The sequence below is a fragment of the Brucella tritici genome (genome assembly GCF_008932295.1).
GTDB lineage: Bacteria > Pseudomonadota > Alphaproteobacteria > Rhizobiales > Rhizobiaceae > Brucella > Brucella tritici.
Genome location: NZ_WBWA01000008.1, coordinates 153,716 through 166,792, shown reverse-complemented (window position 1 = coordinate 166,792; position 13,077 = coordinate 153,716). Strand labels below are relative to the sequence as shown.

Genomic DNA, 13,077 nt, shown 5'->3' with positions numbered 1-13,077 from the left:
GATTTTTCATGCTGAAGGCTGGCAATGCAACACTGATCTTGATCGCGGGATGCGTCCTGATTGCATTGCTCCATTACGGTGGCGCGGTATTTGCACCAGTCGTTTTTGCATTGTTTATCATTATGCTCGTCTGGCCGGTTCAGCACGGGCTTTCGTCGTTCATGTCGCGCTACCTGGCATTGGTGGTCACTTTTCTTCTGGTGGTTTTCCTTCTGCTCGGTTTTGGATGGCTGATCGCATGGACAGTCGGACAGGTTGGCCGCCGCATATTGATCGACGCAGTTCGGTATCAGCTCCTCTATGAGCAGCTCACAACGTGGCTTGACGGGCATGGCATCGCGGCATCAGTTCTGTGGTCGGAGAATTTCAGCGTAAGCTGGACTTTGCGGACGCTCCAATCGATAGGAAGCCGCCTCAACAATACATTCAGTTTCTGGCTCGTGGCGCTGGTCTATGTTCTGTTGGGGCTTGCCGAAACGGACGAGTTTCGCGCGCGGATCAAGCAGTTGAAAAATCAGGAGGCTGCGAATTCATTCCTGCGCGCCAGCCAGTCAGCCGCCGCAAAAATCCGGTTCTACATGCTGCTCAGGGCCCTGATGAGCCTTGCGACCGGCTCACTTGTTTGGCTTCTGACCCGTTTGATCGGCTTGCCATTTGCCGAAACCTGGGGATTTGTCGCGTTCATCCTGAACTTCATTCCTTTCCTCGGGCCGCTGATCGCTACGCTTTTCATTACCGCGTTCGCCTTCACGCACTTTGCCAGCTGGCAATGGGTACTCGCAGTCTTTGTGGGTCTGAACATCATACAGTCCGTCATCGGAAGCGTGATAGAGCCTCGATTGACAGGAAAGACAATTTCCCTGTCGCCGTTTGCGACGCTCTTTTCCGTGTTCGCCTGGGGCTCGCTCTGGGGTGTCTTCGGAGCCTTTATCGGCGTTCCGATCACGATCGTTGCCCTGACTTTCTGCGCGCAATATTCCGCAACAAGCTGGTTCGCTGAGATATTCGGCTTTTCCCGCGAACAATAGAGCTGTTCCAGCGACTGCGCTTTAATTGGAACAGCTCTAGGGCATGTCTCCCGAAAGTGGAAACCGGTTTCGGGATAAAGACATGCGTAAAAACAAACAGATAGAGCATTTGCAATGGTTCAATCAAAACAGGAAATGCTCTAGTTGAATTGCGTGGGTTAAAAGCCCCGGATAGAGCAGCTCCGCCTGCTTCTATGGCTCCGGGATTTCCCCGGGCCGATAATTTGGCAATCGGCTGGCCGGAAGGATCGATACGAGAGCGAGACCCGCCATGATGAGAAAGCCGATTTTAAGGGCGAGCAGGCGAGACTCCGTATTGATCCGCAATGCTTCGGCTTTTTGCTCCGGCGTTGCAGACGTGGCGTTGATGACGCTTTCCAATTGATCGTTGCTGACAAACGTAATGCTGTCGAGATTGACTTTCGATTGTATCTCTATCGGCAAGGTTGGGTTCTGAGCCAGTTGTCGCATGACCGCGCTGCTGAGCAGGCCGACGAGCAAGGCTCCAGCAACGGCAGTACCCACAGCGGCGGCAAGATTGTTGGTGGTTCCGCGCAAGGAGCCGACGTCTCCGGCAAGTTCCTTCGGCGATGCCGTAACCAGCACGTTGAACAAAAGCGTAACCAGTGAACCTTGTCCGATACCGAACAGGATCAGGCCGAAAAGAACCGGAACTGAACTCCAGTCATTGCGGACGACGAAGGCTAGCCAGATAAGAGCCACGGCGCATAGCCCGAACTCGAAACGGCCGATCTGCCGTGGTGTGAGTTTCCCATAGGTCCGTACGATCAGCATGGCGGCGAAAAAGACCGTCAGGTTGAATGGAAGCATGGCGACCGCAGTTGCAAGCGGCGAGCGTCCCTGGACGATCTGGATATAAAGCGGAACCGAGAAATTCAATGCAGCTTCCAGTGCCACGACCGCAAACATGGCAAACACCGCAGCGCGTTCCTGCGGTGAATCCAGAACCTGCAGCGGCAGCAAAGGCGTCTTGTTGTTGGCTTCGCGGCGGCGCGTCCAAAGAAAAAAAGCCTGTCCCAATACAATGCCGAGGACGATGAGGATCGGTGCAGGGGAGAGGCCCAGAACATTGAAGGGAGCTGTCGAGCGCGCAAGCATGAGCCCCCAGCCGTTCAGATTGTTGAACCCGAAGCTGATGGAGATGATGGCTGCCGCAGCAAGCGCAACTCCGACCATATCGATTTTTACGTCCGGTCGTCCCCGATCCGGCTTCAGCCGAAAGCTGAGAACGAGGACCAGCGCGCATACCGCAATGAGGATACCGAAAACGGGCCGCCAGCCAATATAGGTTCCAAGCACGCCACCGATAAGGAACGCCAAAACACCGGCACCAGCCCGCGCGGAGCCCAATGCGCCGAGCGCAGTTGCCTGTTGATTGCCATGGTAATTTTCCGCAATCAGGGCGACGAGTGCAGGAACGATGACGGCACCTGCGGCGCCGCACAGGGCTTGCGCTGTAATCATGGCGGTTGCATTGGGGCTGAATGTCATCAGAATCTGTGCAAGGCCGAACACGATGACGGCCAGTCGGAAGACTTGCAAGGCACCGAAACGTTGCACAAGTTTGGCGCCAAGCATCACGAAGCCTGCGACGATCATCGAATAGGCCACGATGCCCGTAGCCACGACCGTTGGCGCAACGCCGAAACTTTCGACCATGCCGCCCAGTGCGACCGGCAGGGAAGCGACATTGAAAGACATGATGGCCTGACCGAAAGCGATGGCTACCATCGGAATCCACGAACTGCGTTCTTCGGAATGTGAAGCGGGTGTAGAAACTGCCATTGCCGATATCCCTTCTCGCAATGAGTCAGATCAATGTGTTCAGTCCGGTTCTAGTTTGCAGGTGACGACATGAGCAGATCGAGCCCAAGCCGTTGTGACAGAAATTGCGCGGTCAGTTGTCCCCTGACGCTGTTTCCGGCTTCATCGAGCGGCGGGGCGAATGTACCAAGAGCGCCTTTGCCGGGCGACACAGTGACAATGCCGCCGCCGATGCCGCTTTTACCGGGCAGCCCGATCTCGTAGAGCCAGTCTCCGGACGTTTCATAAAGTCCGGCAGTGAGCATCACTGCGAGGGCGTAGTGGCAGACATCAGGCTTGACGACCTGTTCTTTTGTCAGCGGATTGACACCGCCATGCGCCAATGTCGCGCCCATAACTGCGAGATCTCTGGCGCTCACGTTCAGCGAACATTGCCGCGTGTAGAGCTCTACGGCCTCGACGGGATCGCTGTAGATGCGTCCCGTGCTCTCCAGCATCCATGCAATGCTGCGGTTGCGGAAATTCGTTTCCGAAGCTGAAACATAGACCTCTTCATTGACGGAAAGATCGCGCCCGGCAAAACGAGACAAGCCTTCCTGAATGAACCGCCATTTCTCGTCTTCGGTCTTGCCCGGTACCAGACCTGTAGTTGCAATGGCCCCGGCATTGACCATTGGATTGGTGCGCCCATCCTTGTCGCGTTCGATGCCCGCAAGCGAATTGAAGGCATAGCCCGTCGCATTCACGCCCAACCGCTCACGGGCACCCGTTGCGCCGATCAGATCGCAGATGAGCGCAAAAATGAATGGCTTGGAAACGCTCATAATGGTGAATTCATGATCGGCATCGCCTACGGCAAATATATGACCGTCTACGCTGACGACACATATGCCGAACAGGCTTTCGGACACGTTTGCCAGAGCCGGGTATACTTGTGAATTCTTGCCAAGCGCAACACTGCCGAACCGCTCATGCGCTTCAGTTACGAGTTTTATGACGCGATCAGTGGGCGGTAATCTGCCTGTTGAGATGAATGTTGTATCAGGGTCGACAAGGGGATTAAGCAATTCCATGCAGTTCCCTTTCCAGAATTCTGGAAGCATACGTTTGAAAAACAATGCCGTTATCTTTCAATCTGATCGTAGCTGCTGTCGGCTTACAATAAAATTTATTTCCATCGACTGTTGATGATGACGAAGTTAACATATATCAAGTACAGAAAATTCTATTTGTAATTGTAGTTCCGAGTGTTTGGTGAGGGGCGAAATGCCTGTTTCTTGACATCTGAGAGCTTGGAAGAAAACGGTTTTAAAAAGATTCTGCCGCACGCGGGAGTATCTTGACCTTTCAATATGCAGCCTATGTAATGTCGGACAAAGGGCATAAAAAAAATGGGAAGGATATTTCTATGAGAATGATCCTGTACAGTGTCTTGACGATGGCTGTGGTCGGCGCCGCCGCCAGCGGGTGCACGACGGATGAGCGAAGAACAGCCGGTTATGGTGTGGGCGGTGCTGCGATTGGCGGGCTTGCCGGGGCTGCCATTGGTGGCGACACGCGAGGCGCACTCACCGGTGCAGCCATCGGTGCAGCCGCGGGCACGCTCGTTGGCGTTGCCCAGACCCGCAATGGCGTTCAGTATTGCCGTTATCGCGATCAGCATGGTCGCGTTTTTGAAGCGCGTTGCCGCTAGTGGTTTGATTCCGACATTTGCATCCCCTGATATGAGCACTAAGCAAATGGCGGAATCAAAAAGACCACAGGAACGCATTGTGAGAGGCTAAAACACTTGCGAAGCCAGTTTGGCCAGCAGGCCAATTTGCTGCTTCGTAATGATGAGATAGTGATGCTGCGCCAGTTCGGGGCGCGGCATCGATACATTGGTTATCTGGTGCGCCTTTTGACCTGATTGTGTCAAGTGAGGCGCTCTTAAAACGCTTTTTAATGGCATTTCCCGAACTGTTTCGCTTTTGCGCCGTGGTGTCTGCCTGGGTCGCCGCTCGAGCGATTGGTGAACCGGTTCGGCTTGTGGGTTGTGGTTCATTGTGACTTGGAGGGGAACATGAAACTGCATTCGGTCGCCGCTATTCTTGCATTCACTGCCATCTTTACGATTGGAACCGTTGCAGAGACGGTCCCCGCTTTCAGCCAAAGTCATTCGGTTACCGTCGGTGTGCGTATCAACAACGGCCACAGGATACGCTGTTCCGATGGCGCCAGGCTGCTGAGATCGCGCGGCTTTCGCAATGTTCGTGCCCTGGATTGCCGCGGCAGTCACTTTCTTTACCGGGGAGATCGGTCTCGCAGAACCTACGATATTACCGTTCGGGCCCGAGACGGCAGAATTACCAACGTTCGCACGGTGAGATGGCGGCGCTGATCCACAAGCCGTTTTTATTTCGGATTTTTCGAGGAAAGGAGCACCGCTGTGTCGGAGCTGGTTGTTATTGGATTTGATACGGTGGGAGAGGCGGATGCTGTTCTTCTGAAGCTCAACCAGCTTCAGAAGGAATATCTCGTCGATCTGGAGGATGCGGTGATTGTGGTCCGGGATGAACAGGGCAAGGTTCATCTCAAGCAGAAATACAATCTGCCCGCCATGGGCGCCGGATCGGGGCTGCTTTCCGGTGCGATCTGGGGCGGATTGGTAGGGCTTATTTTCCTCAATCCGCTCGCCGGTATGGCGCTTGGCGGCGCGGTCGGGGCAGGCGCCGGGGCGCTGTCAGGTTCGCTCGCCGATTATGGGATTGATGACAAATTCATCGTGTCGCTTGGCGAAACGATTCCTGAAAATTCGTCGGCCTTGTTCGTCCTCCTGCGCAAGATCCAATGGGATAGGGTTATGGCTGATTTCCCTGATCTGCGGGGACGGGTCTTGAAGACATCCTTGTCTCTCGAACAAGAACAGCGTCTCAAGAAGGCGCTCGAAGGAACATTGCCAAAAACCTCATAGTATGGCGTTGCCTGAGAAGCGACATTGCGAGACCATCGCCACAACGTGGCCGCTACGTCTCGATTCTCGAACGAGGGCATGATTTGAAGCAGATTTTCACCATCGCATTTGTGTTGCTTGTTGCAGCAGGATGCGCCGGCAACAGGGCTGTCACCGGCCTGGGAATGGACGTGGCTGATCGCGCCCATTCCGATGCGGTGGTTCCGTTTACGGTTGCGACAGTGCGGGAGAGAGTGGACGATCCAAGTATCGCCTATTCGCGCGACAGGTCTCATGTGCTGAATTTCTCGACAATTGACGTGCATATTCCCGAAATGCACCGTCCCGGAAATGTCGAGACTGCATCGGTGAAGCCTGACCCTCGAAGGAATTTCATGGCCTCAAACTATGTCCCGCTACGGGACCGGCAGGCAATGATCGCAGAGCTGAACCGACGTTTGGCGAGCCGCCCGGCAGCGAAGCACGAAATATTCATTTTCGTCCACGGCTATAACAATAATTTTGCCGAAGGACTTTTCCGTAATGCCCAGATCGTCCACGATTATGACGTCTCTTCGGTGCCGGTTCATTTTTCCTGGGCGTCTGCCGCTGCATTTACACGATATCTCTACGACCGTGACAGCGCGATCATCGCACGCAGGGGACTGGCGGAAACACTTGAACTGGCAGCACAGACGAATGCCAACGGCATCGTTATTGTCGGCCATTCAATGGGCGCCGTCGTCGTCATGGAAGCCTTGCGAACGCTTTCGGGCGATAAACGCACCGACGTTTTGAAACGTATCAAGGGGGTATTGCTCGCGGCGCCTGATCTCGATCCCGATCTTTTCCGCGGGCAGGTCGATGATATCGACTACCTGCCGCAGCCATTCACGATTGTTGTATCCCGGCGCGATCGGGCTCTGGATATTTCGCGCAGGCTGGCCGGAGGAGCGCCGCGGGTAGGCAGCGGATTTGATATCGCCTTCCTGCAGAACAAGAATATTCAGGTTCTTGATATTTCTCAGGTCGACAGCGGCGGTCACAGTCTGTTTGCGAGCTCAAATACGCTGATCAAGTTTCTGGGCTCAGGTCATTTGCTTCGTAGGCTTATTACAGACGAATATGCAGGCATGGACGATACTTTCCTGGCTGCTGGGCAGGGTACGTTCGAGCAGGCGTCACTGGCTCTTCATCTTCCAGCCCGTGTAATCGACCGGTTGAGTTCGCGCTAACTAGTGGTCTGATTCCGACATTTGCATCCTCCGGATATGAGCGCCGAGCAAATGTCGGAAGCAAAAAGACCACTAGCAACTTTATGAATCTAGTGGATTTTTCGAATTTGACGTTAGAAACGGGATTGATATCGGGCGGGTATCAAACGTCAAATTCAATCCGCTAGTCTTTCGCAATGAACCGTCGGGGATAACCGGCATAAGCTTCTTTCCCGGCTTGGCATCGAAACAAGGTGAAGGGAACATTAGCCAAGTCTCTATTTGAACTTGTCTATGTTGATTTGCCGAGTTAGTCTGTCTGAATATTTCATCCTGCCTTGGTTTTATTGTTCGGTATCGATAACGCATCGTAGTTCTCAGAGAACGCAAAGGTGGCAATCGCTAATGAGTGCGGGTTGGCATGCCGAGCTTGAACTGCAGTTCGAGCATAATCGTGAAGTGACGCGGCTCATGCGGCGACGCCACGTAGGGCCGCTTGCAGTGCAACAACCCTTTTATCCTGAAAAAGACGGCAGCGCGCATGTCTATCTTCTTCATCCACCGGGCGGTGTTGCTGGTGAAGATGTTCTTGATATTTCTTGCTTTTTGGGGCGCGGCGCCAAGGCAGTCCTGACGACGCCGGGTGCCACCAAATTCTATCGCAGCGAGCGGGGCCGTAGCAGCCAAACGACCAGGATCGAGGTGGGCGAGGGCGGCATATGCGAATATCTCCCGCAGGAAACAATCGTATTTGATGGCGCAAAGGCTTCCATAAGCACGAAAGTATTCCTGAGTGGAGATGCGGTCTATCTGGGCTGGGACATTATCAGTCTTGGACGGCCGGCCTGCCAGGAAAGTTTCGACAAGGGAGAAGTTCGTCAAAGGGTCGAAATACTCAGGGACGGAAAGCCGATCTGGTTCGAGCAGTTCCGCCTTTATGGCGCCGATCCGGCGATGAATGCCGCTTTTGCCTTCTGCGCAAAACCGATTGTCGCGACGATGGTTTATGCCGGTCCGGCAGATGAAAGCGCGCTTCATGCTATTCGCGAAGCGGTCGGCGATGCAGCCAGAAATCTGTTCTCGGTGTCGCGGCTCGAGCGGGTAATCGTCTGCCGCTACCTCGGCGGGCGCATGTCGGAAGCCAAGACATTGTTTCGAAAAGCCTGGGAAGTTCTGCGCGAAACCGGACTGGGGAAACCGGCTGCTGCGCCACGCATCTGGTCAACATAACTCACTTTGGAGAGGGCCTAAAAATGGAACTATTGCCACGTGAAAAGGACAAGCTTCTGATTTTCACCGCAGCACTGGTTGCGGAGCGACGCAAGGCCCGAGGGCTGAAACTGAACTACCCGGAAGTCGTGGCTTATATCTCCGCCGAAATTCTGGAGGGAGCACGCGACGGCAAGACGGTTGCAGAACTCATGTCTTATGGAGCCACGCTTCTCACCCGTGACGAGGTGATGGAGGGCGTGCCTGAAATGATCCACGACATTCAGGTGGAAGCCACCTTTCCGGACGGCACCAAGCTTGTGACCGTTCACAACCCCATTCCGTAGGGCATTTCCTGAATCATTGGAAACGCTCTGGCTTTGGTTTTTACGCGCATCTTGTCCGAAAACCATTTCACAGTTTTCGGGATGTGCCTCAGGAGACGATCATGATACCGGGTGAATATTTCATCGAAGACGGGTCGATCGACCTCAATAACGGTCGCGAAACGCGCACCATCGCCGTGGAGAACACGGGCGACAGGCCGATACAGGTTGGATCGCATTATCATTTCTATGAAACGAACGAGGCGCTTGCCTTCGACCGCGAACGGACGAGAGGTTTCCGGCTCAATATTCCGGCCGGAACTGCGGTACGGTTCGAGCCGGGGCAGGACCGTGAAGTCGAACTGGTTGCACTGGATGGTGACCGGGAAGTCTATGGCTTCAACGCAAAAATCGACGGAAAACTCTAGGAGGGACAGATGGGAAGGATCTCAAGACAGGCCTATGCCGAACTGTATGGCCCAACCAAGGGTGACCGTCTGCGTCTGGCAGATACCGAGCTCATCATCGAGGTTGAGGAAGACCGCTGTATCTACGGCGAGGAAGTAACCTTCGGCGGCGGCAAGGTCATCCGCGACGGTATGGGGCAGGGGCAACGATCCTCGTCCGAAACCGCCGATCTGGTCATCACCAATGTCATCATTCTGGACTATTGGGGCATCATCAAAGCCGATGTCGGTATCAAGGATGGCCGTATTTCGGGGATCGGCAAGGCCGGTAATCCTGATATTCAGCCCGGCGTCAATATCGTCGTCGGACCTGCGACCGATGTGATCGCGGGTGAGGGCAAGATTCTCACCGCTGGCGGTATCGACACACATATTCACTTCATCGCGCCGCAACAGGCCGAAGAAGCCTTGGCCAGCGGTACAACGACTTTGGTTGGCGGCGGAACGGGGCCGACGGTTGGCACGCTCGCAACCACGGTTACACCGGGGCCTTGGGCCATCCATCGTATGCTTGAGGCTGTCGAAGCACTTCCAATCAATGTGGGACTGCTCGGCAAGGGTAATGCAAGCAAGCCCGAACCGCTCCGTGAGCAGATCAGGGCCGGTGCTGTCGGCCTGAAACTGCATGAAGACTGGGGAACCACACCCGCCGCCATCGATAATTGCCTGAACGTCGCCGATGAGGAAGACATTCAGGTGGCTATCCATACGGATACGCTGAACGAGAGTGGGTTCGTCAAGGACACCTTTGCTGCCATGAAGGGGCGGACCATCCACAGTTTCCACACGGAAGGCGCCGGTGGCGGGCATGCGCCGGATATCATTACGGCGGCGGGCGAAGAAAATATCCTGCCGTCCTCGACCAATCCGACCCGTCCCTACACCATCAACACAGTCGATGAACATCTCGATATGCTGATGGTCTGCCACCATCTCAGCCCGAAAATTCCCGAGGATGTGGCATTCGCGGAATCCCGCATCCGGCGTGAAACCATCGCCGCCGAAGATATTCTCCACGATCTCGGCGTGTTTTCGATGATGTCCTCGGATTCTCAGGCGATGGGCCGCATCGGTGAAACGACGCTGCGGTGCTGGCAAACCGCTCACAAGATGAAGGTGCAGCGTGGTCCGCTGAGTCAGGACAGCAGCCGGAATGACAATTTCCGCGCTAAACGTTATGTTGCCAAATATACGATCAATCCCGCAATTACGCATGGGTTTGCCCATGAGATCGGCTCAGTGGAAGTCGGAAAACGGGCCGATCTGGTGTTGTGGAAGCCGGAATTTTTCGGCGTGAAGCCAAGCCTCGTCATGATCGGCGGCATGATTGCGATTGCACCAATGGGCGACCCGAACGCATCAATTTCAACGCCCCAGCCGGTTCATTATCGGCCAATGTATGGGGTATTGGGACGAGCGCTTGGTTCCACCGGCGTCACCTTCGTCTCGAAAGCGGCGCTGGATGATGGCATCGGCGAGAAGCTGAAACTCAGTAAGCAACTGGTTGCGGTGAAGGGCATCCGGACGATTCGCAAGAAGGACATGATCCATAACGGTCTGACGCCCAAGCTGGAGGTCGATCCGCAGAGCTATCAGGTGCGGGTGGATGGCGAACTGATCACGTGCGAACCGGCTGATGTCCTGCCGATGGCGCAGCGCTATTTTCTGTTCTAGAGCATGTCTCCCGAAAGTGAGAACCGCTTAAACGGCGAAGAAGGGGTAACGTTCATGCAGCTCAATGCCTTGCAGGATCATCCTTCTCTGGGGTTTGTCGACTGGACGCTGCGCGGTATCGGGCAGGTGGTGTTCCAGAACAACCCTCTGTCGGGGCTGGTCATTTTGTTCGCCATTCTGGTCAATTCCTGGATCTATGCCTTTATCTGCGTGCTTGGCGTTGTTGCCAGCACGCTGACGGCAATCGTCCTCAAGGCTGACAAGGGGCTGATCCGGGATGGCCTGTTCGGATTCAACGGCGCTCTGGTTGCCCTTGCGCTGATTGCCTTCACCAGTGCGGATTTCCGCAGCGGCGCCCTGCCGTCGCCTGCCATGACGATCTATCTCATCTGTGGCGCTGGTTTCTCCACCATGGCTTTCGCCAGCATCGCCACGTTGCTGGGGCCGCACAAGGTCGCGCCGCTGACAATGCCATTCGTTCTGGTCGGCTGGCTCTTTCTGTTCGCGATACTCAAGTTCGACGCTATAGATGCCGGTCCGATGGCAAAGCCGGTTTCGCCGGAACAGTTTTCCTATGCTGTCCCTTATGTGCTTCCGACCTGGTATATGGGGATCGGTACTGCCATCGGGCAGATATTCTTTCAGGATAACTGGATCACGGGTTACATCATCCTTGCCGGTATCGCGATCCATTCGCGAATAAGCGCTCTTATGGGCCTTCTGGGAGCGGTAACCGGCGCAGTGGTTGCCGCCGCATTCGGTGGTCCGGAAGGCGCCATTCGCGATGGGCTTTTCGGCTATAACGCGGCCTTGACGGCGATTGCGCTTGGCGGCTTCTTCCTTGTTTTTAGCTGGAGCAGTTTTCTTTACGCTATCTTCGGCGCTATCGTGGCGACATGGTTGTGGGCTTCGGTCGCCATATTCCTGAAACCGATTGGAATGCCGGTGCTGACCTCGACATTCGTGCTCGTCACCTGGGTCATGCTGATCGGTCAGTATGCTTTCAAGGCGCTGGTGCCAGTCGCTCCGGCCGATGCGACTTCGGCGGAGGACAATCTCAAGCGATACCGTGAATCGCTTCGCTCACGACCGGAATAGGCGGCTATATTGTGTTTCGTGCCAGGCACTGGCCATGGCCAGTGCGGGAGCTGTGTTGCCGATTTCGTCGTCATCCAGCGTCCGGGCCTTTTCGGCGGCCCGCTCGATCTTCGCCGCTCCGGCGATAAGTATCCTCTGGCCTGCTGTGTGGCCGAGGGGGATGAGACGGATTGCAGCCATGATCTGGCTTTCAACCACACTCCACATGAGACCGCGCAGCGCATCGACAGGCTCGATATTCCAATGACATGCTGCAATGGCGAAGGCTGCAGGATAGGTGGCTCGCTGTTCCAACGCGAAGCTGCGTGCCTGCTCGACACCAAGTTCCGACAGTAACGTGAGCAAGGATTCACCCATGCGGCGATCTTCAAGCTCAAGCTCGCTGCTTTCACGGCTTGCTCCAAGCCAGTCATTCAGGCGGCAAAATTCTGCATCGTCATTTCGCCTCAATGCCGCGATCATGCGCCAGAAAATCGCGCCATCTAGCGCGGCGTAGCTGTGTTCCAGAAGGCCGAACACCCATCCGGCACAACTTTCCTCGTTCGTCACCGTTTCCGCATGGACGGCCCATTCGAGGCCGCGCGAATAGGAAAATGCGCCGACTGGCTGGCTGGGGCTGACAAGCCGCATGAGATGCAGCAGGGGAAGTGCCGGAGAATGCATAGGCATTTCCGGCCCCGACCCGTCATTTTCAATATCAGCTTCAGCGTGTCTCTTCGAATGATCCAGCAAGATGATGCTCACATCACCCGGCCATCAGGTAGAGTCCGCTAAGGGCGGCAAATCCGCCAGCTATCCGCATCACTATCTGTCCCGTGCGTCCCTGCAGCATACGGCCCGCTGCAAGACCGACACCGATGCCTGCCGCGTGGAGCAATGCTGTCGCAAGAGCAAAACCGGCACCATAGGAAAGAAACGCAGCGCTGCCGATTTCTCCGCCATGAGCATAGCCATGGAAGAATGCAAAGAACCCAACGATAAGTGCTGCGGTCAGGGTTGATGCGCGGAATGCCATGGCGACGAGGAGGCCAAGCACAATCACCGATGCAAGGATGACCGGTTCGACAAAGGGGAGGGATACGCCGCCAAGCGCTGCCACGAAGCCCAGGAGCATGACACCCACAAAGCTTAGCGGCACGATGACGAGCGCACGTCCGCCAAGCATTGACGCCCAGAGACCGACGGCGACCATTGCAAGTATATGGTCAGCGCCCGAGAGGGGATGCGTAAACCCGGCGGCGAACGAACCATGTTCTGCGGGGTTGAGATGAGCGAATGCAGGGCTTGCCATCAAAGAGAGCAGGACGGCAATCAGGAGAGAAGTCCTTTTCATTTCAACTTCCT

General features: G+C 55.4%; 14 protein-coding genes. 9 read left to right on the top strand and 5 right to left on the bottom strand.

Annotated elements, in window-relative coordinates:
* Positions 1-8: 8 nt before the first annotated feature.
* Positions 9-1,028 (top strand): AI-2E family transporter, encoded by a 1,020-nt coding sequence (locus F9K91_RS11160; RefSeq protein ID WP_151554711.1) that lies wholly within the window; start codon positions 9-11, stop codon positions 1,026-1,028.
* Positions 1,029-1,220: 192 nt separating this feature from the next.
* Here F9K91_RS11160 and F9K91_RS11155 read toward each other — a convergent pair whose 3' ends face one another.
* Positions 1,221-2,834, bottom strand: a complete 1,614-nt coding sequence (locus F9K91_RS11155) for an MFS transporter (RefSeq protein WP_235912878.1) — start codon at positions 2,832-2,834, stop codon at positions 1,221-1,223.
* A gap of 50 nt (positions 2,835-2,884) precedes the next feature.
* On the bottom strand, positions 2,885-3,886 hold the full coding sequence (gene glsA, locus F9K91_RS11150; protein WP_151677804.1) for a glutaminase A: 1,002 nt from the start codon (positions 3,884-3,886) through the stop codon (positions 2,885-2,887).
* A gap of 335 nt (positions 3,887-4,221) precedes the next feature.
* On the opposite strand from glsA, the gene F9K91_RS11145 reads away from it, so the two are divergent.
* On the top strand, positions 4,222-4,506 hold the full coding sequence (locus tag F9K91_RS11145; protein WP_061345487.1) for a glycine zipper 2TM domain-containing protein: 285 nt from the start codon (positions 4,222-4,224) through the stop codon (positions 4,504-4,506).
* A gap of 87 nt (positions 4,507-4,593) precedes the next feature.
* On the opposite strand, the gene F9K91_RS25995 is transcribed toward F9K91_RS11145, so the two are convergent.
* On the bottom strand, positions 4,594-5,091 hold the full coding sequence (locus F9K91_RS25995) for a hypothetical protein (protein ID WP_167522209.1): 498 nt from the start codon (positions 5,089-5,091) through the stop codon (positions 4,594-4,596).
* A 150-nt stretch (positions 5,092-5,241) separates the two neighbouring features.
* Between F9K91_RS25995 and F9K91_RS11130 the strand changes: the two genes are divergently transcribed.
* From F9K91_RS11130 to F9K91_RS11100, 7 genes are all read left to right on the top strand, one after another.
* Positions 5,242-5,766, top strand: coding sequence for a DUF1269 domain-containing protein (locus F9K91_RS11130; protein ID WP_151554707.1), 525 nt, complete (start codon positions 5,242-5,244; stop codon positions 5,764-5,766).
* A gap of 92 nt (positions 5,767-5,858) precedes the next feature.
* Positions 5,859-6,980, top strand: coding sequence for an alpha/beta hydrolase (locus F9K91_RS11125; RefSeq protein WP_412842160.1), 1,122 nt, complete (start codon positions 5,859-5,861; stop codon positions 6,978-6,980).
* A gap of 384 nt (positions 6,981-7,364) precedes the next feature.
* The gene (locus F9K91_RS11120; RefSeq protein WP_151554706.1) at positions 7,365-8,189 is read left to right on the top strand and encodes an urease accessory protein UreD; all 825 of its coding nucleotides are present in this window, start codon (positions 7,365-7,367) and stop codon (positions 8,187-8,189) included.
* A gap of 23 nt (positions 8,190-8,212) precedes the next feature.
* The gene (ureA, locus tag F9K91_RS11115; protein ID WP_021584970.1) at positions 8,213-8,515 is read left to right on the top strand and encodes an urease subunit gamma; all 303 of its coding nucleotides are present in this window, start codon (positions 8,213-8,215) and stop codon (positions 8,513-8,515) included.
* A 101-nt stretch (positions 8,516-8,616) separates the two neighbouring features.
* Positions 8,617-8,922: an urease subunit beta gene (locus F9K91_RS11110; RefSeq protein WP_061345482.1), complete on the top strand. Its 306-nt coding sequence runs from the start codon at positions 8,617-8,619 to the stop codon at positions 8,920-8,922.
* 9 nt (positions 8,923-8,931) lie between these two features.
* On the top strand, positions 8,932-10,635 hold the full coding sequence (gene ureC, locus F9K91_RS11105; protein WP_151677802.1) for an urease subunit alpha: 1,704 nt from the start codon (positions 8,932-8,934) through the stop codon (positions 10,633-10,635).
* Between the two features lie 54 nt (positions 10,636-10,689).
* Positions 10,690-11,733, top strand: a complete 1,044-nt coding sequence (locus F9K91_RS11100) for an urea transporter (protein ID WP_151677801.1) — start codon at positions 10,690-10,692, stop codon at positions 11,731-11,733.
* Here F9K91_RS11100 and F9K91_RS11095 read toward each other — a convergent pair.
* Entirely contained in the window at positions 11,719-12,402 is a 684-nt protein-coding gene (locus tag F9K91_RS11095; protein ID WP_192800781.1) for an urease accessory protein UreF, read from the bottom strand. The two genes, F9K91_RS11100 and F9K91_RS11095, sit on opposite strands and share 15 nt — an antisense overlap.
* 76 nt (positions 12,403-12,478) lie before the next feature.
* Positions 12,479-13,066 (bottom strand): HupE/UreJ family protein, encoded by a 588-nt coding sequence (locus F9K91_RS11090; protein WP_151643169.1) that lies wholly within the window; start codon positions 13,064-13,066, stop codon positions 12,479-12,481.
* Positions 13,067-13,077: the final 11 nt, after the last annotated feature.

Bases quoted from the DNA above. Each gene is read 5' to 3' on its own strand.
- ureA (WP_021584970.1), top strand. From the start codon at position 8,213: ATGGAACTATTGCCACGTGAAAAGGACAAGCTTCTGATTTTCACCGCA.
- glsA (WP_151677804.1), bottom strand. From the start codon at position 3,886: ATGGAATTGCTTAATCCCCTTGTCGACCCTGATACAACATTCATCTCA.
- F9K91_RS11090 (WP_151643169.1), bottom strand. From the start codon at position 13,066: ATGAAAAGGACTTCTCTCCTGATTGCCGTCCTGCTCTCTTTGATGGCA.
- F9K91_RS11160 (WP_151554711.1), top strand. From the start codon at position 9: ATGCTGAAGGCTGGCAATGCAACACTGATCTTGATCGCGGGATGCGTC.
- F9K91_RS11095 (WP_192800781.1), bottom strand. From the start codon at position 12,402: ATGCCTATGCATTCTCCGGCACTTCCCCTGCTGCATCTCATGCGGCTT.
- F9K91_RS11100 (WP_151677801.1), top strand. From the start codon at position 10,690: ATGCAGCTCAATGCCTTGCAGGATCATCCTTCTCTGGGGTTTGTCGAC.
- F9K91_RS11155 (WP_235912878.1), bottom strand. From the start codon at position 2,834: ATGGCAGTTTCTACACCCGCTTCACATTCCGAAGAACGCAGTTCGTGG.
- ureC (WP_151677802.1), top strand. From the start codon at position 8,932: ATGGGAAGGATCTCAAGACAGGCCTATGCCGAACTGTATGGCCCAACC.
- F9K91_RS11120 (WP_151554706.1), top strand. From the start codon at position 7,365: ATGAGTGCGGGTTGGCATGCCGAGCTTGAACTGCAGTTCGAGCATAAT.
- F9K91_RS11145 (WP_061345487.1), top strand. From the start codon at position 4,222: ATGAGAATGATCCTGTACAGTGTCTTGACGATGGCTGTGGTCGGCGCC.
- F9K91_RS11110 (WP_061345482.1), top strand. From the start codon at position 8,617: ATGATACCGGGTGAATATTTCATCGAAGACGGGTCGATCGACCTCAAT.